Annotated in this window: 19 protein-coding genes, 3 pseudogenes and 2 other annotated features; of the genes and pseudogenes, 1 reads left to right on the top strand and 21 read right to left on the bottom strand. The window is 47.2% G+C overall.

The annotated features are described in order from the left end of the window. Nucleotides 1-20: 20 nt before the first annotated feature. From pheA to D368_RS06075, 20 genes and pseudogenes are all read right to left on the bottom strand, one after another. Entirely contained in the window at nucleotides 21-878 is an 858-nt protein-coding gene (pheA, locus tag D368_RS05980; RefSeq protein WP_003152668.1) for a prephenate dehydratase, read from the bottom strand. 13 nt (nucleotides 879-891) lie between these two features. Next, nucleotides 892-1,335: a transcriptional regulator ThrR gene (gene thrR, locus D368_RS05985; RefSeq protein ID WP_003152667.1), complete on the bottom strand. Its 444-nt coding sequence runs from the start codon at nucleotides 1,333-1,335 to the stop codon at nucleotides 892-894. 53 nt (nucleotides 1,336-1,388) lie between these two features. Continuing rightward, nucleotides 1,389-2,675 carry a GTPase ObgE gene (obgE, locus tag D368_RS05990; RefSeq protein ID WP_003152665.1) on the bottom strand — a complete coding sequence of 429 codons (1,287 nt, stop codon included), beginning with the start codon at nucleotides 2,673-2,675 and terminating at the stop codon, nucleotides 1,389-1,391. Between the two features lie 30 nt (nucleotides 2,676-2,705). Then, entirely contained in the window at nucleotides 2,706-3,284 is a 579-nt protein-coding gene (locus D368_RS05995) for a sporulation initiation phosphotransferase B (RefSeq protein WP_003152664.1), read from the bottom strand. 316 nt (nucleotides 3,285-3,600) lie between these two features. Beyond that, entirely contained in the window at nucleotides 3,601-3,885 is a 285-nt protein-coding gene (rpmA, locus tag D368_RS06000) for a 50S ribosomal protein L27 (protein WP_003152662.1), read from the bottom strand. Between the two features lie 12 nt (nucleotides 3,886-3,897). Beyond that, the gene (locus D368_RS06005) at nucleotides 3,898-4,239 is read right to left on the bottom strand and encodes a ribosomal-processing cysteine protease Prp (protein ID WP_128574632.1); all 342 of its coding nucleotides are present in this window, start codon (nucleotides 4,237-4,239) and stop codon (nucleotides 3,898-3,900) included. A gap of 2 nt (nucleotides 4,240-4,241) precedes the next feature. Continuing rightward, nucleotides 4,242-4,550 carry a 50S ribosomal protein L21 gene (gene rplU, locus D368_RS06010; protein WP_003152660.1) on the bottom strand — a complete coding sequence of 103 codons (309 nt, stop codon included), beginning with the start codon at nucleotides 4,548-4,550 and terminating at the stop codon, nucleotides 4,242-4,244. A 13-nt stretch (nucleotides 4,551-4,563) separates the two neighbouring features. Next, nucleotides 4,564-4,637: a sequence feature (ribosomal protein L21 leader region), on the bottom strand. Between the two features lie 58 nt (nucleotides 4,638-4,695). After that, nucleotides 4,696-5,562 carry a M50 family metallopeptidase gene (locus D368_RS06015; RefSeq protein ID WP_061890749.1) on the bottom strand — a complete coding sequence of 289 codons (867 nt, stop codon included), beginning with the start codon at nucleotides 5,560-5,562 and terminating at the stop codon, nucleotides 4,696-4,698. Then, a pseudogene (locus D368_RS06020) lies at nucleotides 5,555-6,355 on the bottom strand (peptidoglycan DD-metalloendopeptidase family protein). Before D368_RS06020 ends, D368_RS06015 begins: the two are co-directional and overlap by 8 nt. A 126-nt stretch (nucleotides 6,356-6,481) precedes the next feature. After that, nucleotides 6,482-7,285, bottom strand: coding sequence for a septum site-determining protein MinD (gene minD, locus D368_RS06025; protein WP_003152655.1), 804 nt, complete (start codon nucleotides 7,283-7,285; stop codon nucleotides 6,482-6,484). A gap of 2 nt (nucleotides 7,286-7,287) precedes the next feature. Then, nucleotides 7,288-7,968, bottom strand: a complete 681-nt coding sequence (gene minC / locus D368_RS06030; protein WP_003152653.1) for a septum site-determining protein MinC — start codon at nucleotides 7,966-7,968, stop codon at nucleotides 7,288-7,290. 53 nt (nucleotides 7,969-8,021) lie between these two features. Then, a complete protein-coding gene (mreD, locus tag D368_RS06035) occupies nucleotides 8,022-8,540 on the bottom strand; it encodes a rod shape-determining protein MreD (protein ID WP_003152650.1) in 519 nt (172 codons plus the stop codon). Further along, nucleotides 8,537-9,400 carry a rod shape-determining protein MreC gene (gene mreC, locus D368_RS06040; protein WP_003152649.1) on the bottom strand — a complete coding sequence of 288 codons (864 nt, stop codon included), beginning with the start codon at nucleotides 9,398-9,400 and terminating at the stop codon, nucleotides 8,537-8,539. Before mreC ends, mreD begins: the two co-directional genes overlap by 4 nt. A 30-nt stretch (nucleotides 9,401-9,430) precedes the next feature. Continuing rightward, nucleotides 9,431-10,444, bottom strand: coding sequence for a cell shape-determining protein MreB (gene mreB / locus D368_RS06045; protein ID WP_003152647.1), 1,014 nt, complete (start codon nucleotides 10,442-10,444; stop codon nucleotides 9,431-9,433). Nucleotides 10,445-10,533: 89 nt separating this feature from the next. Continuing rightward, a pseudogene (radC, locus tag D368_RS06050) lies at nucleotides 10,534-11,228 on the bottom strand (RadC family protein). 31 nt (nucleotides 11,229-11,259) lie between these two features. Then, nucleotides 11,260-11,829, bottom strand: coding sequence for a Maf family protein (locus D368_RS06055; protein WP_070082167.1), 570 nt, complete (start codon nucleotides 11,827-11,829; stop codon nucleotides 11,260-11,262). Between the two features lie 140 nt (nucleotides 11,830-11,969). Continuing rightward, nucleotides 11,970-12,969: pseudogene (locus tag D368_RS06060) on the bottom strand (SPOR domain-containing protein). Between the two features lie 124 nt (nucleotides 12,970-13,093). Continuing rightward, nucleotides 13,094-13,846, bottom strand: coding sequence for a prepilin peptidase (locus D368_RS06065; RefSeq protein WP_128574634.1), 753 nt, complete (start codon nucleotides 13,844-13,846; stop codon nucleotides 13,094-13,096). A gap of 139 nt (nucleotides 13,847-13,985) precedes the next feature. Next, a complete protein-coding gene (locus D368_RS06070) occupies nucleotides 13,986-15,278 on the bottom strand; it encodes a bifunctional folylpolyglutamate synthase/dihydrofolate synthase (protein WP_101562319.1) in 1,293 nt (430 codons plus the stop codon). 58 nt (nucleotides 15,279-15,336) lie between these two features. Further along, the gene (locus tag D368_RS06075) at nucleotides 15,337-17,979 is read right to left on the bottom strand and encodes a valine--tRNA ligase (protein WP_101562320.1); all 2,643 of its coding nucleotides are present in this window, start codon (nucleotides 17,977-17,979) and stop codon (nucleotides 15,337-15,339) included. Nucleotides 17,980-18,037: 58 nt separating this feature from the next. Then, nucleotides 18,038-18,259: a binding site (T-box leader), on the bottom strand. 172 nt (nucleotides 18,260-18,431) lie between these two features. Here D368_RS06075 and D368_RS06080 point away from each other — a divergent pair. Continuing rightward, nucleotides 18,432-18,623 carry a hypothetical protein gene (locus D368_RS06080; RefSeq protein WP_060674742.1) on the top strand — a complete coding sequence of 64 codons (192 nt, stop codon included), beginning with the start codon at nucleotides 18,432-18,434 and terminating at the stop codon, nucleotides 18,621-18,623. 14 nt (nucleotides 18,624-18,637) lie between these two features. Here D368_RS06080 and ysxE read toward each other — a convergent pair whose 3' ends face one another. Beyond that, on the bottom strand, nucleotides 18,638-19,660 hold the full coding sequence (ysxE, locus tag D368_RS06085) for a spore coat protein YsxE (RefSeq protein WP_071392565.1): 1,023 nt from the start codon (nucleotides 19,658-19,660) through the stop codon (nucleotides 18,638-18,640). Between the last annotated feature and the right edge of the window lie 22 nt (nucleotides 19,661-19,682).

The raw sequence follows: 19,682 nt of genomic DNA on the forward strand, positions 1-19,682 counted from the left end.
GACCCCTCGAAGGGCTTTTTTTATATCGAATAGGATTGATATGTTCCCAGAAGCTTGACCCGGCAGCCGAGGGCTTCCATCTCTTGAACGGCACCGGGAATGAGAACCTGATCCATCGCCTGTTCAATATCAATAATAAAGAAATAGTTGCCGAGACCCGTTTTTGTCGGGCGCGATTCGATCTTTGATAAATTCAGGTTTCTCCATGAAAAAGCGGACAGCACCCTGTGCAGCGCGCCTGATTGGTCATCTTGGGGAAGCGTTACCATCATCGTCGTTTTCGGCCGTGAAGACAGTTTCGCATTCACTTCGAATGAGACGTCTTTTTCAGGCGAAAGAATGACAAATCTCGTGTGGTTGTCCTGATAATCCTGAATATCCCGCTTCACGATGCTCAATCCGTATGTAGCGGCCGCCATTTCATTTGCAATCACGCCGATCGGAAGGTCCGAATGCTCACTGACATACTTGGCCGCCGCACCTGTTGACTTCGCATACTCATAAGGAACGGACGAAAAATGCCGGTGAAGAAATTTGTGGCATTGCGCAATCGCATGGGAATGAGAATAAATTTTCTCAAGCTTTTTCCACTCATTTTCTCTCGAAGGGTGAACGAGCAGATGCTGGTGAATCGGCAGCGTCATTTCCCCCACGATCGCAAGAGGCTGCTCATGAATCAAGTAGTCAATCGTTAAGTTAACCGAGCCCTCCAGCGCGTTTTCCAAAGGAACAAATGCAAGATCAACTTCTCCCGCAACCGCCGCATCCATGCATGCCGGTATTGTTTGATAAGGTGCTTGTGTCACGCTGTTTTGAAAGCAGGAACTGACTGCTAGATGTGTAAATGTGGCTTCTGGCCCTAAATAACCGACTTTCATGTCTCTTCTCTCCTTACGCGCCTGACCCTAAGATCTCAACTTTTTCTATAAAATCAAATTTTCTCATTTTATTCATTAACGTATGAATGTTTTCTTCCATTGCGGACGTACTGATTGAGAGCGTGACATTCGCCCTGCCCTGAAGCGGAATCGTCTGGTGAATGGAAAGCACGTTGCTTCCTGAGTCAGCCACCGCCTGCAAAAGCTGGGATAACGCGCCTGACCGATCCTCCAAATGAAAGAAAAGTGTGATTATTTGTTCTTTAACCATCGTGTAAAAAGGGAAAACCGCATCTCGGTATTTGTAAAAAGCGCTTCTGCTTAAATCAACTTTCTGCACGGCATCTGCAACCGATTCAGCCTTTTTTCTGTCGAGCAGCTTTTTGACTTCAAGGGTTTTCCGCATCGCATCAGGCAGAACGTCTTCACGCACTAAATAAAATGTCTCTTCTTTCACCTGCACCCCTCCCTTTTACATCAGAGAGCCTGCATTGCAAGCTCTCCGTCTTTTTAATCAATAAATTCAAATTCAAATTCCAACAGCCGGATGATATCGCCGTCTTTAGCACCGCGTTCTCTGAGCGCTTCATCAACGCCCATACCGCGCATCTGTCTTGCAAAACGCTTGACTGATTCGTCACGGGAGAAGTCAGTCATTTTAAAGAGGCGTTCCAGACTGTCACCTGAAAGCACAAACGCGCCGTCCGGATCACGGGTAATGTCAAATGGAATTTCTTCATCTTCCATCGTGTACATTACACGGTTTTCCGCCAGTTCTTCTTCATCATACAGCGGGAATTCAGGCGTTGTTTCCAGCTGATTGGCGACTTCAAACAGAAGATCGCGGAGCCCTTCTCTCGTCACCGCGCTGATCGGGAAGACAGGATGGTCATCCTGAAGCTTTTCTTTAAACGCTTTAAGATTTTCAGCCGCTTCGGGCATGTCCATTTTATTCGCAACGATAATTTGCGGACGCTCCGTCAGCCGCAGATTATATTCACTGAGCTCCTGATTAATGGTCACATAATCCTCATACGGATCACGGCCTTCCATCGCTGACATGTCAATAACGTGAACGATGACGCGCGTCCGTTCGATATGGCGGAGAAATTGGTGGCCTAAGCCGACTCCTTCGTGCGCTCCTTCAATCAAACCGGGCAGATCCGCCATGACGAAGCTTCTTCCGTCATCCGTTTCCACCATGCCCAGATTCGGAACAAGCGTCGTAAAATGATAATCGGCGATTTTCGGCTTTGCCGATGAAACGACAGACAGAAGCGTAGATTTTCCGACGCTCGGGAAGCCGACGAGACCTACGTCTGCAAGCACTTTCAGTTCAAGCACGATATAGCGCTCTTTTCCGGGCTCTCCGTGCTCTGACAGCTGCGGTGCCGGGTTGGCCGGGGTCGCAAAGCGGGTATTTCCGCGTCCGCCGCGTCCGCCTTTCGCGATGACGGCGCGCTGCCCGTGCTCTGTCAGATCGGCAATGACCTGTTTTGTATCGTCATCCGTTACGACTGTGCCGGGCGGAACTTTAACTACCATATCGTCCGCATTTCTGCCGTGCTGGTTTTTAGACATGCCGTGCTCGCCGCGTATCGCTTTGAAATGGCGTTGGTACCGGAAGTCCATAAGCGTGCGCAGTCCTTCATCAACCTCAAAAACGACGTCGCCTCCATTACCTCCGTCTCCGCCGGCAGGCCCGCCTTTCGGCACATATTTTTCACGGCGGAACGCAACCATTCCGTTACCGCCGTCGCCGCCTTTTACATATACTTTCACCTGATCTACAAACATAATATCCTCCGTTCTAAACCGTAAAAACCGCTAGTTCATTCCAATTTCGGCCACACATTCATGGCCGGTCAGCTCAAATTGCATGACATCAAAGTCCTCATACCGCGATTTGCGAAATTCATCAAACACATCTGCATTTGCAATCGTTCCATGAAAATCGAGATATACAATAAGCTGTCTGTCAGGGTGATCTGTCTGCAGCGATACGGTCAGATGATTTTCACTTTCATTGCTTACCGCCAGACCGAACAGATGAAACAGTTTTCTCATCAGGTTCGACAGCTTTTGATCATATGCCGATAAATCTTTAATTTCTCCGAGCACTTCGTATTCGAGCCTCATATAACGAGACTTCCAATTAAATGTCAGAAAGTCAAACGCCAAGTGCGGGGTTTTCAGGTTTGAGAGCTTTGATTCGTGCTTTGCATCTATGACCATTTCGTCAATAATTTCAACGACCCTGTCATACTTCTGCAAACTTAAGTTTCCTTTTATCAGCTGCAGCTTATTCATCCAATCATGACGGAAATGGCCCATTAATTGGATCAGTTCATTGATCAGAGCCGCATCGCTTACAGGTTCTTCTTGTTTCTTCGATACATCCTTCATTTTCGCACTCCCAATCGTTTAATTTCTTTTTAGGAGTCTTGATAAGTGTGTACTATGAATTATAACAGAGAAGGCTTTGTTAAAAAAACACTTGTTTTTCCTGGTTCATCATGTTCCTTTTTCGGATCGCATACAATGCGGATGCCAGGCAGAAACATTTTTGGTATCACTGCTTGGGGAACATATCCAGTGGGTATGAGAAGCTGATGTCCTCATTCAAGGCGGGGTTCACTCACGCATCCTCTGCTTTTCATTCTTGATGTTACTCCGCTTACTGCAAAAAAACTCCAGTCAACGACCGGAGTTTTTTGTGTCATTATTGAGCTACAGGATATACGCTCACTTTTTTGCGGTCACGGCCGAAACGTTCGAATTTAACAGTTCCGTCGATTTTAGCAAAAAGAGTGTCATCTCCTCCGCGGCCCACGTTTTCACCTGGGTAGATTTTCGTTCCGCGTTGACGGTAAAGGATAGATCCGCCTGTTACGAATTGACCGTCTGCACGTTTAGCGCCTAAACGTTTAGATTCAGAGTCACGTCCGTTCTTTGTAGAACCTACACCTTTTTTAGAAGCGAAAAACTGAAGATCTAATCTAAGCATGTAACTCACCTCCTATATTTGGTTTGCAGTCAACCGTAAGTGTTCACTGTAATCCCGCTCGATCGTTTCAAGAGAAACAATCATGCCTTCAATCAGCAGCTGCGCTTTTTGCAAAGCTTCCTGATCAGGGGCTTCAGGGAATTCAAAGTAGAAATAACCCCCGTCCTCGCCTATATCAAGAATCGGTTCGAGAGGAGCCAGCGCGATAACCGCATTGACCGCTCCGAAAACGACAGCCGTGACCCCGGCGCAAACGAGATCTCGTCCATGTTCAGCAAAATCGGCATGTCCCGTCATTTCAAAGGACAAAATGCCTCCGTCATTCCGGGATCTTCGAATTGTTGCCTCAATCATGCTTACGCGTTGATTTTTTCGATTGTCAATTTAGTATAAGGCTGACGATGACCTTGTTTTTTATGAACATTTTTCTTTGGCTTGTAACGGAAAACAGTGATTTTTTTCGCACGGCCTTGTTTTTCAACTTTAGCTGTAACTGTCGCGCCTGCAACTGTTGGGTTGCCGACTTTCACGCTGTCTCCGCCAACAAACAATACGTCTTCAAACGTCACTGTTTCACCTGCTTCAGCAGCAAGTTTTTCGATGTAAACAGTTTGACCTTCTTCAACTTTGATTTGTTTTCCGCCTGTTTTAATGATTGCGTACATTCTCTGCACCTCCTATTAGACTAAGACTCGCCAGCAACAGGGGGCTTTAAAGCTCTTATCACCTGTCCCGAGCGGTTGTAGCATTGGTGCTACATCCATAACATTAAAAAATATATCAGAACCAAAAGGATATGTCAATCTATTTCTAGTAAGGCAGCAGCAGGTCTTCCATAGAGGAATCTGTCCGTTTATCGGCAAAATACGCATGAAGCACTTCATTTTCATCGAGCTGGCTGAGCTTTTCGCCGGCTTTTTCAATGATAATGGGGTGCTTGCATCCCCGTTTGAATTCGGCCATGACATGCTTTACTTTGGCATCGGCCGCGACCGTCAAAGGATGCAGCATGGCGACATCGCTGTTTTTGCCGTAGTATCTCTCCAAAAGAAACCTCAGCTGAATATAATGCCGCTTCCGGTATTCATCCCATAAAGAAGCGGCGAGAAAGACGAACAGCACCCATGCGCTGACCTGAAGGGGGACGGCCAGCACAATCCAGCAGCAGAGCAAAAGCGCGGAAACGGCCGATGTCTGCAGGCTGAGGAGATGCGCTTTTTGAAAAGCCATTTGTTTAGAGAAGTATAAAAACACGAACTTGCCGCCGTCAAGCGGCCAGATCGGCAAAAGATTGATGAAAAGAATGGAGAGATTATAAAAGGTAAACATCTCAAATGTCTGCTCACTTGCAAAGCCTGACATGAAAAAGAGCCAGGCTGCCGCCTGAAGCCACACATGCTGAAGCGGGCCCGCCAAAATGACCGCGAATTCCTCTTTTAGCGGCCGGTTTCCGTGCTCCTCCACCTCAACCGTCCCGCCGAAAGGCAGCAGAAAGATGCGTTTAATGCGCCACGAAAAAAACACAGCCAGAGCAGCATGCCCCAGCTCATGAACGGATACGACCAGCAAAAGACACAGCAGCGCTTTGATGTGCCCCGTCATAAGACCGAGCCCCATAATAATCCAAAGAAAAGGATGGACATGAATTTTAAAAAGAAGGATGAGCCATTTATTCATCAAAAGTGATCACCTGGATCGGATCTATGAATTTATCGCCATCCTGGATCGCGAAATAGTACTGGCCTTTACTTTTATCGTTAAGCTTGATCGAACCGATCTTTTTCCCTTTATCGACAAAGTCGTACAATGAAACGTTAACATCTTTTAGCCGGCCGTAAATGCTGCTTGTATTGTCGGCGTGCTGCACCTTCACCGTCAGCCCTGTTTTTTATCTTTGCTCACTTCCATAATGTAGCCTTCTTTTACGCTGTCAATGGCTTCACTGGCGGTTTCGACGACGACGCCCTCTCCGTTATTTTGAAAGTCCTGCTGGATTTTCCCCGCGGCAGGAACGGCCATATCCTGACTGACCGCCACCTGACCGTCCTTCTTTTCGTTCCCGGCGTAAGAAAAGCGAGCGGGTTTCCGAAGGAAGATACGAACCAATTGCTTACGGCAGCAAACTGAAATTCTTTTGAAAGGTTTGTGCGATCGCCGGTTTGATCTGACTCAGCGGCTGTTTGTCAGTTTTATAGGCAATAGCGGAGATCAGTACGAGACAGGCGGCCAGCAGGCATTTTAAAATAATAGAATGAGCGCTGATCAATGGATGCCGTCCGTTAAATTCGGGCGGGTGTTCCGTTTGATATTCGTAGTCCGGAAGAAGCTTGTGCTTTTCCTGCTCCTTGACCATCTGCCACGCGGGAAAATTCTGCGTTTGAGCGTTTTGAACGAAAGTCCGTTTTGATTCCGGCCGCTGTTTTCTTCTTTTGGCCAGTCTTTTTCTAATTTCATCAGCTCTGTGACTCATCGCCATCATCCTTTGCAATCGTTGGGTTTGTACATCCTATGTCTTGTCCATTGCAAATATGCGCTCTTAAAAACAAAAAAGACCTGATAAGCTGGGCTTCATCAGATCTTTGTATTCTGGTATATATTATGAACGCACGCCGAAAAATGACTTGATTTTCGCCATCATCCCTTTTTGCTGCTCTTCAAGCACCTGCAAAGGAACGGATTCTCCTAAAATGCGCCGGGCGATATTGCGGTACGCAATGCTGGCGCGGTTTTTGGAATTCATGGCAATCGGTTCGCCGATATTTGAAGCCCTGATCACTTCATCATCGTCAGCAACGATTCCGAGGAGATCAATAGACAGATGATGAACAACTTCATCCACATCCATCGTGTCACCGTTTTTCACCAGGTGATTTCTGATGCGGTTCACGATAAGGCGCGGCGGTTCGATATCTTCCTGCTCCAAAAGTCCGATAATGCGGTCAGCGTCCCGCACCGCTGATATTTCCGGCGTCGTCACAACAATCGCCTTATCAGCTCCGGAGACGGCATTTTTATAGCCTTGTTCAATTCCGGCCGGACAATCAATAATGACATAATCAAATTCCTGCTTAAGCTCCTGCACAAGCGATTTGATCTGCTCAGGGACAACAGCCGTCTTGTCGCTTGTCTGGGCAGCCGGCATTAAATGAAGCAGATCATCAAAACGTTTGTCTTTGACAAGCGCCTGATGCGTCTTGCATCTGCCTTCAATTACATCTACTAAGTCGTAAATAATTCTGTTTTCAAGACCCATTACGACATCAAGGTTGCGCAGTCCGATATCTGTGTCTACCAAACAGACGCGCTTCCCTAAAATGGCTAAGGCGGTACCGAGGTTTGCAGATGTTGTTGTTTTACCTACTCCGCCTTTTCCCGAAGTTATTACGATAGCCTCACCCAATTTCACATTCCTCCCTCAAGCCTTGTTAGATCAGGTCTTAAATGAGCCAATTGCTGAAGGCGTTCAATGACCATATTTCCGTCAGTATCTAAATAAGCACATTCCATGTCGTTCCCTTTTTGAATGTGGTCTGGGGAGCGATTTAACACGTGATTGATCCTCAATTGTGTCGGCATCATTTCGGATGCGGCGATCACAGCCCGGTTATTTCCGTTATAACCCGCGTGGGCAATCCCTTTTAATGAACCGAGAACAAATATATTTCCTCCGGCTCTGATCGTACCGCCGGGATTCACATCTCCGATTAAAAGCAAATCTCCCGTCACGTGAAGCACCTGGCCCGAACGGACGATTTTGGAAACCGAAACAATTTCCTGCTCCTCTTTCATCCGCTGCGCTTCTTCTTTGGCGATGACTTCACTGTCAATTGAATGCACGACTAAATCTTTCTTTGACGCGATCAGATCAGTCAGCTGCTCTGCCTGTTCCTGATACAGATACCGATGCCCGAGTTTAATATGAACACTGATTTTTTGGCCTTTGCCATCAGTATATTGTTCAATCGACAGCATGTTTTGAAGACCATCGAGAAGCTCATCAAAAGAACACGCATCATCCAGATGCAATGTTAAGCCGTTTTTTGTTCCTTTTATTGTTACATATTGCTGCTTTTTGGTCTTCATCAATGTTCACCTCAACAACATACTCTTTTCGTCAAAAAAAGATAAAATCCTTTTTACTCATCTCTTAATTCTTTCTTCAGACTTATATAAAACAGCCTAAAGGGCAGGACTAATATAACGGCTCCCGCGATATTCAGCAAAGCGGTCGGCAAGAACCGCTGAATGACAAAATCGTTAAACGTCATAGTGCCGCTGCGGATTAACGTCTGAATGCCGTAGACGTAAAATTCAAGCACACATACGCTCAGCACCGCGACCAGAATAACCATCAGGGCGTTTGTCTGCAGCACTTTAAACGCTTTGGCCGCCAGATAGCATAATCCGGCAAAACCAAACATATAAACGCCTAAAACACCCGTATAATTGATGTCATAAAGAAATCCGAAAATGAAACCGTAGATCACCGCATGCTTTTGGTTGATATAAGCCGACATAAAAATCAGCGCAAGCAAAAGAAAATGCGGAACGACCTGCTGCTCGACGGAAACGAAAGGAAAACGCACCAGATCGGTATAGATGCTTTCCGCACAAAAGACCAAAATCATAATCAAAGGGAGAAGGAAACGTTTCACGATCCTTCCTCCCCTGTTGCTACGCTTCGGTTCACGACGATGACATGGTCAAGATCGTACAAGTCGGCAGCCGGTTTCACATAAGCGATTTTCGTCAGGCCGTAAGCATCTGATTCTACATCGGTCACTTCGCCGACCGTCAGCCCTTGAGGAAATACGCCGCCCGTTCCGGAGGTCTCCACGAGGTCGCCTTTTTTCACTTCACGTTTTTCATCCGGTTCAAGGATGGTCATTTTCAGGGTCTGTTTCTTTTTATCATACCCTTCAATTAAACCGTAGCCTTTGCTTCCCTTTTTGCCGGAGATTTTGGTGGCCACTCTGTTATTGCGGTCAACATCGCTCAGCAGCTGAACGGCGGATGTGAAACTGTTGAGTCCGCTGCTTTTGATCTTCCCGACCAGCGCACCCTTTTCGTTCGTGACAGCCATGTCTTTGGCCACTTTATGCTTCGTTCCCTTATTGATCATGATCTGCTTGTACCATTGATCAGGGTTTCTGGCGATAACGGTCGCTAAAATCGGATCATAGTCGGAAATTGATTTGACATGCCCGAGTTCATCACGCAGCTTCTTGTTTTCATCTTTGAGTTCTTGGAGCTTCGCTTCATATTGTGTCTGTCCGTCCAGCTTTTGTCTTAAGCGTTCGTTTTCTTTGTACGTGTTTTTCAGGTCTTTTATGTCCCCGAAGAACCCTGCAAAATATTCGGCAGGCGTGTGAAAAATGTTTTGAAATACTCCCGTCGTATCACCGATCAGCTTTTCAGGCCAGGTGGTATTACGGCCGTTCTTCAGCGAGAATCCAATCATAGCCACCAATATGATAATACACAGAAGTAATAGCATTAACCGTTTGTTCGGCATCGTGATACACCTCTTCTATTTAACTCCTGATTATCTTGTTTTTCCTTTGAAAAGATGGATGTGCTCCAGTGCTTTTCCAGTGCCGATCGCAACACAATCCAGCGGATCTTCAGCGATAAGAACAGGCATTTTCGTTTCGTCGCTGATGACTTTGTCGAGATTGCGAAGCAGGGCGCCTCCCCCTGTTAATACAATACCTCTGTCCATAATGTCAGCGGCCAGCTCAGGCGGTGTTTTTTCAAGCGTGCTCTTCACCGCATCAACGATTGAGAGAACTGTATCACGCAGTGCATTTGCAATTTCCGTTCCCGTGATTTCGATCGTTTTCGGCAGACCTGTCAGAAGATCGCGGCCGCGGATTTCCATTGACGCATTTTCTTCACCGGTTTCTGCTGAACCGATTTCCATTTTAATGGCTTCCGCCGTACGGTCACCGATCATCAGATTATATGTTTTTCTGATATAGCTGATGATTGAGTCGTCCATTTCGTCACCGGCTACGCGGATTGACTGAGACGTGACAATGCCGCCTAAAGAAATGATCGCCACTTCAGTTGTTCCGCCGCCGATATCAACGACCATGCTGCCCGTCGGCTCCCATACCGGAAGATTCGCGCCGATTGCGGCCGCAAACGGTTCTTCAATCGGATAAGCGTCACGTGCGCCCGCTTGTCTTGTCGCGTCAATGACCGCCCGTTCTTCAACGGCCGTAATACCTGACGGCACACACACCATAACGTACGGCTTTCTCGCAAACAATCCTTTATTTTTCACAGCCTGATTAATGTAGTATTTCATCATTGTCGCAGTTGTTTCATAGTCAGCGATAACGCCGTCTTTCATCGGACGGAGCGCAACCACGTTGCCCGGAGTTCTTCCGATCATGTTTTTCGCATCGTTACCGACCGCAACGATTGACTTCGTATCCGTTTGCAGAGCAACGACAGACGGCTCTCTCACTACGATTCCTTTACCTTTAACAAACACAAGCGTATTCGCGGTTCCCAAATCTATACCAAGGTCTCTTGTACCAATTCCGAACATATGTATGTATCTTCCTTTCTTAAAGCAAAAATACCCTAAAGGGAAAACTCATAAAATCTATTATATCTTAAATCAACGAAAAAAAAGTGTTACAAATATCCTTTTTCCTTTAAACTCACAAATTTTTTATCACCAATGACCAAATGATCCAGCAGCTCGATGCCGATTAAATTTCCGCACTCAAAAAGCCGCCTGGTTACCTCTATATCTTCCCTGCTCGGTGTAGGATCTCCTGAAGGATGATTATGAACGCAAATGAAGGACGCGGCGGATCGTTTGAAAGCTTCTTTAAACACCTCCCGCGGGTGGACAATAGATGAATTCAGACTTCCGATAAAAACGGTGCGTTTATGAATGACTTGATTTTTGGTATTTAAATATAAACAGACAAAATGCTCCTGGGATAAAAAGCGCATATCCTCCATCACATACTTCGCCCCGTCTTCCGGAGAGCGGATGACGCAATGCTCCCCGGCGGATGTCTTATGAATGCGGCTCCCCAGCTCAATTGCGGCAAGAATCTGAACGGCTTTCACCGTGCCGATTCCCGGAATGCTGGAAAGCTCCTGGGCAGAGGCGCCTTTTAACAGGCGCAGCCCGTCAAACGTCCGCAGCAGCCGGTGAGCGAGGTTCATGACGGACTCATGTTTCGTTCCCGTCCGCAGCAGGATGGCGAGCAATTCATTGTTAGAGAGATGTTCGGCTCCGAAGTGCAGAAGCCGCTCTCTCGGTTTTCTTTTTCGGGGAAATCTCTTAATTTTAACGGCAGATCACGGATGATCAACCCCTCCTTGTTCCCCTTCCCGGTTTGAACATCAAGCTTTTATATTAAATTCTTTCAAGGCTCTCATTGTTTTAGCGACAGGAAGCCCGACGACAGAATAAAAATCACCGTCTATTTTTTTCACTAAAAGCGCGCCTTTTCCTTGGATGCCGTATGCACCTGCTTTATCCATCGGTTCTTTTGTTTCAATGTAGAGCTGTATGTCGTCTTCACTGAGCGGCCAAAACGTCACTTCCGTCGTGTCACAGAATGTTTCTTTCCGGTCATGCGTCTGAATGCTGACCGCCGTAATGACTTGATGACTTCGGCCGGAAAGCCTCCGCAGCATCTGTGCCGCTTCTTCCCTGTCACGCGGTTTGCCGAGGCACTCGCCGTCTATGCACACCATCGTGTCAGCCCCGATAACGACTGCATCGGGATTTTCGGCCAATACAGCACCGGCTTTTTGCTCGGCCAAACATTGGACGTTTTCTTCCGGCGAAAGGTTTCGATTTAATTTTTCTTCTGTGCGGCTCGCAATAATGCTGTAAGGAATCTGAAGAAGATTAAGGAGTTCTTTTCTTCGCGGAGATTGTGATGCGAGTATTAAGCGTTTTGTCATGGTTGTCATCCTTTCAGGGTTTGCTTAAGAAAAAAAGATACTTGTCTATCCTACCAAATCAAACGGGCAACCACAATTTCAGAAAAATAACTTTTTGATGACAAAATAAAAAATCCCGCCGGATGACGGGAAATGAGATACTATTTTACAACACTTAAAAGCTCTTTTTGGGCTTTCCATCCGGATTCTGACCCCGACGTTTCCAGTTCTTTCAGCGCTTGAAGCACGGCCTCTTTCTGCTTTTTGTCAGCGGCGTCTGCGCCGTCTGCCGCTTTTGCCGCTTCAGCCACTTCCGTTTTTGAAAGATCTTTGCCGGTAATCGCTTTGGCGGAGAGCTCAGATGCCTGTTTAAAAGAGTCTTCCAGCCCTGAATCGACCGCAAAGCTGAGCTCTTTTCCGCCCCAAGCCTCAAAATCATGGTCTATCAGTGTCTGACCCAATTGCTGTGATAAGCTTTTTTCCGCTGCAAGCCCGGCGATCACGTATGTGTATCCGTCTTCTTTTGCCAGAGAGACGGCCGAGTATCCTTTTTCAGTCAGCTGGTCAACAAGCGTTTGCGCTCCTTTTTCTGATGAAAATTTTCCGGCCTGCACCGCATATGTTTTATAGTTTCCCACTGAAGATTCCGCATCTCCTGTGCCGGCTGTTTCAGATTTGTCTTTAGAAACATCACCCGCTTTCACCGTCTGCCCTTGTGAACCTTTGTCAGCTGATGCCGGAGCGGAGGCTTCTTTACTTCCCGACATATTTAAGGCGACAAGGCCGAGCCCGGTGCCTAAAACAGCCGCAACCGCAATTGTCGTGACCGCTTTTTTAACTGGAGAAGACGGCTGCTTTTTTTCGGAAAATGAGGGCCTGTTTTTTCTTCTGGTATGGCGGAACGACTTTCGGGTCATCTTCAAATACCTCAGAATTCTTCTCATGATCCCAATTGAAATCTTCTTCTTTCGGATCTTCATGGGAAGCGGCGGTCTCCTGTTCCGCCTTTTTTGTTTCTTCCCAATTGGAAAATGTGACGGTCTTCTCCCCGCCTTCATTCACATCTTCTTGTCCATACATCGTTTCTTCTTGTCCGTTAATGGTTACTTTAAGGGCATTGTTTTTAGCTTTGCTGTGCTTTTTGCTCTTCCTTTTTTTCAACGTCTCTTCCCCCTTGCATTCGTCTTGGCCGTACCTTGAACTGATCATGGTTCACACTTTAGCATAGGCGAAAAAAAAGAACAAGACTTTTGTCGTCTTGTCCAAAAAACGTTCGCCAAATTTTTCAAGCCCCGCCTGAAGCGAGCTTGATGTAAAACGAAAACAGCTCTTCTCCGTATAAATAACTCAAAGCGCTCCCGGCTGAGATGGCCGGCGCAAACGGAAATGGCTGCTTTTTACCAAGCCTGCCCCGGGCTGCGGCGCACATACCGTATACGGCTCCGATCATAACGGAAAGAAAGAATGCAATGAGCACGAGCTTCACGCCGAGCGTCAGGCCGATCACCCCAAACAGTTTCACATCACCTGCGCCGATGCCTCCTTTACTGACAAACATGATAAAAACTAGCAGAAAAAATCCGCAAACAGCTCCGGCAAACCCTGCATACCATGAATCCAGCGGAGAAAACATACGGCCGGCGATGAAAAGCGGAAGAAAAAACAGCAGAACTTTGTCAGGAATCAGCATATATTGCAGATCCGTCATAGTAACAATCATGAGCAGAGACAGAAATAACAGCGCGACTAACAGTTCTTTTGAGAAACCGAAATGAATGCCTGCAGCCGTGAATAAACACGCCGTCCAGCATTCCGCCGCCGGATACATAACCGACAGCTTCGCACGGCAGTTTCTGCATCTGCCTCTTTGCAGAATATAGGAGACGACGGGCACAAGCTCCCCCCAGGAGAGCGTCAAGCCGCAGAACGAGCAGGCTGAACGCGGCGAAATAACCGAGATTCGAAGCGGGATACGGCACGCTGCTGTATAAAAAAAAGAACCGAAAATCAAGCCGAGAAAAAACAGAATCAAAAGCACTCAGACCACACCTTTACTATCAATCTGGCTCAGATTATAGCAAAGAAAAACACCATGACTGAAATGGCTGAAAATATATTTTCAGCATAAAAACACCCGGCAAAACCGGAAAATGGTCTGCCGGGCATCCGAGGGGCTGTCAGATAAGCCGCTTTCTCATTTCTGAAATAAAATATAAGGAGCCGGTAATGATGATGACATCATCCGCCCCGTCTTTTTGTTCTATCCATTCTTTCACACTGTCCGGGTTCTCATCGAAGCTCTTAGACGCAAGACTGCTTGCATTGTAAAGAGCTTCGGCGCTTGAAGCACGCGGAAAGTCAAATGATACAAAGTGAATGGAATCTGCTTCGGTTTCAAGCTTTTTAATCATTTCCTGATACGGTTTGTCTTTTAATGCGCTGAATACGATATGGACGTTTTTATCGGCAAAGCGCTGCCTGATCGTTTCTGTCAGCGTTTCAACGCCCTCTTCGTTATGCGCGCCGTCCGCAAACACTAAAGGGCGGCTTTGAAGACGTTCAAACCGGCCCGGCCAGGAAGCTTTTTTCAGGCCGTTTCGCATCGCTTCTTCTGAAATGACTGCGGCTTCCAGGCGATTCAGCCATTCAGCGGCCAATATCGCCAATGCCGCATTCTGCCTTTGGTGAATGCCGATCAGCGACGTTTGAATGTCTTCATAGCATTTCGTTTCTGTTTCCAGCGAAAAGCTTTCGCCGGACGGAAGCGCCGCTTCATTAAACAGTCTGCATGTTTTATAAAGTGACTGATACGGAGCCTGCTTTTTTTCAGCTTCCGCTTCAATAACGCCGAGTGCTTCCGGCTGATTGACGCCCGTAATGACCGGAATGGAATTTTTAATGATACCGGCTTTCTGCCCGGCGATCTCCTCGATGGTATTGCCTAAAATGGCCATATGGTCATGTCCGATACTTGTAATGACCGACAGGAGCGGTTTCACAATATTGGTTGAATCAAATGTGCCGCCGAGCCCCGCTTCAAAAATAACAAAATCGATATCAGCCCGCTTCGCAAAATATAAAAATGCACACGCTGTAATGATTTCAAATTCTGTCACCGTTCCGGCATCAGTCTTATCGAGCTCATCGACTATCGGTTTTATGTCATTAACGAGCGTTCTCCATTCCTCATCGGTAATCGGCGTGCCGTTGACGCTGATACGCTCATTAAACGTAATCATGTAAGGCGATGTGAACGTGCCGACCGTATAACCGGCTTCTTGAAGCACGGAACGGATAAAAGAGACGGTTGATCCTTTGCCGTTTGTGCCCGCCACATGAATGGCGCGAATGTTCTTTTCCGGGTGTTCCAGTTTTTCCATCAGCTTTTCCATACGGAGAAGGCCCGGCTTAACGCCGAACTTGAGTCTGCCGTGAATCCAGCTGATCGCTTCTTTGTACGTATTAAACAATGAAATCCCCTCTTTTATACGACAAGGCGGTTTCTTAGGAAACCGCCCCGCTGTTTTATCAGCCTTTCAGCTCTGCAATCCGCTGCCGGACAGCTTCGCGTTTTGCCGTGTAGTCTTTCTCTTTTCCGCGTTCTTCTTCAATGACATGCTCAGGAGCTTTTTTAATGAATCCTTCGTTGCCGAGTTTTTTCTGAACGCGTTCGACTTCTTTTGTCAGCTTGTCGAATTCTTTTTGCAGACGGGCGATCTCCTCATCAATGTTAATCAGCCCTTCAAGCGGCAGAATGACTTCCGCTCCGGTGACGACCGCTGTCATCGCCTTGTCTGCCGCAGTGATATCCGTCCCGATTTTCAGCGTGCTCGGATTCGTGAAGCGTTCAACGTAAGAACGGTTCTTCTCAAGGCGGCCGGCAATGTCTTCGGTAGATGTTTTAATGTAAAGTTCAACCTGCTTGCTCATCGGCGTGTTGACTTCGCTCCGGATATTGCGGACAGAACGGATTAATTCAACGAGCAGTTTCATATCCGCCGCTGCCTCTTTATCCGTATGTTCCGGTACCGGAACCGGCCAAGAGCTGATCGTGATTGACTCGCCTTCATGAGGAAGGTGCTGCCAGATTTCTTCCGTTAAGAATGGCATAAACGGGTGAAGAAGACGCATCGTCTGGTCAAGCACGTATGCCAGAACAGACCGGGTTGTTTTCTTCGCCGCTTCATCTTCCCCGTACAGCGGAAGCTTCGCCATTTCGATATACCAGTCGCACACATCGTCCCAGATAAAGTTGTACAGGTGGCGTCCGACTTCACCGAATTCATAACGATCCGCAAGCTGCGTTACGTCTTCTATCGTTTCATTCAGTCTTGTGAGGATCCACTTATCAGCAACTGATTTTTCACCGGACAGATCAAGCTCGTCGTACGTCATGCCGTCCATGTTCATTAATGCAAAACGGGAGGCGTTCCAAATTTTATTTGCGAAATTCCATGTGGATTCCACTTTTTCATAGCTGAAACGGAGATCCTGTCCCGGTGAACTTCCGGTTGCCAGGAAATAGCGCAGGGAATCCGCTCCGTACTTGTCGATGACATCCATCGGGTCCACGCCGTTCCCAAGGGATTTACTCATTTTTCTGCCCTGCTCGTCACGGATTAAGCCGTGAATCAGCACGTCTTTGAACGGACGCTCGCCGGTAAACTCAAGACCTTGGAAAATCATCCGGGATACCCAGAAGAAAATGATGTCATATCCCGTTACAAGAACATCGGTTGAGTAATACCGCTTAAAGTCTTCAGCGGTTTCATCAGGCCAGCCCATTGTAGAAAACGGCCAAAGCGCGGAGCTGAACCATGTATCAAGCACGTCTGAATCCTGTTCCCAATTTTCGCTGTCCTCAGGCGCCTCAAGGCCGACGTACACTTCTTTTGTTTCTTTATGATACCAAGCCGGGATGCGGTGGCCCCACCACAGCTGACGGGAAATACACCAATCACGGATGTTTTCCATCCAGTGCAGGTACGTTTTCTCGAACCGGTCAGGAACGAAGTGAACCTTCTCTTCTTTTGCCTGAAGGTCAACCGCAGCATCGGCCAGCGGCTGCATTTTGACAAACCATTGTGTGGACAGGTACGGCTCAACAACAGCGCCGCTTCTCTCACTGTGGCCGACGGAATGCATATGGTCTTCGATTTTAAAGAGAACGCCGGATTCCTGAAGATCTTTGACGAGTTTTTTGCGGCATTCAAACCGGTCCATGCCGTTATATTGCAGCGCTTTTTCATTCATTGTTCCGTCTTCATTCATGACGAGAATCCGCTCTAAATTGTGGCGGTTTCCGAGTTCAAAGTCATTCGGGTCATGGGCAGGCGTGATTTTAACGGCGCCTGATCCGAATTCCATATCAACATAATCATCGCCGACGATCGGAATTTCGCGGTTTGTAATCGGCAGAATCACCGTTTTGCCGATTAAGTGCTTGTAGCGCTCATCTTCAGGATGAACTGCGACAGCCGTGTCGCCAAGCATCGTTTCCGGACGGGTGGTCGCGATTTCAATTGAGCCTGAACCGTCTGCTAACGGGTAGCGCAAATGATAAAACGCGCCCTGTACGTCTTTGTAAATCACTTCAATATCGGATAAAGCCGTTTTTGTGGCAGGGTCCCAGTTGATGATATATTCGCCTCTGTAAATCAAGCCTTTCTCGTACAACTTGACGAATACTTCACGCACGGCTTTGTTCAGCCCTTCATCAAGAGTGAAACGTTCGCGTGAATAATCGAGTCCGAGTCCCATCTTGGCCCATTGGCTGCGGATGAAATCAGCATACTCTTCTTTCCACTTCCACGTTTCTTCTAAAAACTTTTCACGGCCGAGGTCATAACGGCTTGTGCCCTGTTCGCGGAGTTTCGCTTCGACTTTTGCCTGAGTGGCGATGCCGGCGTGGTCCATGCCCGGAAGCCAGAGCACGTCATAGCCCTGCATGCGTTTCATACGCGTAACGATATCTTGCAGCGTCGTATCCCACGCATGTCCGAGGTGCAGCCTGCCCGTCACGTTCGGCGGCGGAATGACGACAGAATACGGCTGTTTCGTTTGATCGCCGCCCGCTTCAAAATATTTTCCTTTCAGCCAAAAATCATAGCGGCCTTTTTCAATCGCAGACGGATCATATTTTGTCGGCATTGTTTGTTCGTTTGTATCCATGATAACCCTCCAGCATGTTTAGAAATGGCTGAGCAACTAAAAAAGAGCCTTCATCCTGATAAAGGACGAAAAGCTCTTTCGCGGTACCACCTTTTTTCATGAACAGATTTGTTCATGCACTTAAACGGATAACGGGTGCGGCCCGAATTTCTCTACTGTATGTTCAAGAAATTATGCTCCCGGGCGACCTTCCAATGAGACGGCATAAGAAGCCTTTCAGCACAGTAGCTTCTCTCTCTTCATGCGTCTTTCTTGTACTCTTCCCGTTCAAAGCAGGTGTATTTATATCAGCTCATGATCTTATTTATTATGTTCTTTATTATAGTAAAAGTGTTTTTGATTCGTCAATCATCTTTTCCAAAAACCGCTGCCGTCATACATAAATGGGCATGCACCCCGCTCTTCCCCTTACATACGATACATAGAAAGGCGAATGTGAGGAGGAATTGCCCGTGAGAAAAAAATTCAATTCTTATTCGCTCCCCCAGTGGGCCAGACAGGTCCGCCTTGTATCCGTGCAAGTCATTATCCCGATTACGATCTTTCAGGGGATCAGGACGATTTTCTTTCCGACGACTTTTGATGTCCTGCTGCTTGCCATCCTGCTGTTTTTAGCGTGCGCCCTGCATTTGGATTGGATATAAAAAAACGAGTCCCGTTATGAAGAGGACTCGTTTTCCGCTTTTATTTTTTTCTCCCGCTCAATCTGATGAACCTTCATGAGAAAAGGTTCAACATTTTTCATCTGCCAAAACGCTCTTAATAATTGCGTGCACTCTTCTTTTTCAGAGCCCCTTTGGCCGGTCTGATACCGTTTCAGCACTTTGTACATGGCGGACGGATAAGCCATATAGCTGAGAAACAGGCTGATTTCCGCTTCACGGAGCGGGAATGATTTGTGATACGTATAAAACCAGTCCAGGCATTCCGGACATGCTTTCGGATAGCTTCTGAACATTCTGGAGTAAAAGCCGAGCAGGTCATTTTGCGGAGGGCCCAGCGCAGCTTTCTCGAAATTTGTGAAAAAGCCCGATCCCGCATCATTATACAGAAAGTGGCGGCTCGATAAACTGCCGTGGTTGATCACCGCTCTCGTCTTGTCATGATCCTTTGCCGCGTCAAACCATTCTTCCAGACGTTCGAGAGCAAAATTGACGGCGGATACCGTTTCTGTAAGATACGTAACAGCCTGCAGTTCAAAAGGTGAAAGGTACCACTCTTTTTCCGCCCGGTCGGCGAATTGTTCATAGACAAGTTTATCATTTTCCCAATCTCTTTTCGTTGCTTCATAAAAGCCGCTGATATCTTCAGTCCGGATTCGGATGTCCCGCACAGTCGCAGAATGGAGCTTCGCGACCTCTTTAAAAAGGTAAACATGTTTTTGGTCCCGTTCTTCTTCCTGATCGTACTGAAGCCAAGGCATTAAATAATAAGAATTCTCCGTCTGTCTTCCCGCAAAAAAATCGCCGGCATAAGTGCGGCAGATCGGCACAAATGATCGGTAGCCTTTCTCCTCAATCTCAATCATAAGATCCGTAAATTCACTGCTGCGGGCCGGCTTGAGCTGTTTCAAAGCAAAAATGCCGTAGTTTGAGTAGACCTTCCAAACATGCGGGCTGACAGGCTCAATGTACTCAGCCGTCAGCCCGTATTCCTGAAGCACTGATTGGACTGCTTCCATTCCATTCACCACATTTTTACGG

The organism is Paenibacillus lentimorbus NRRL B-30488 (assembly GCF_000411595.1).
Lineage (GTDB): Bacteria > Bacillota > Bacilli > Bacillales > Bacillaceae > Bacillus > Bacillus velezensis.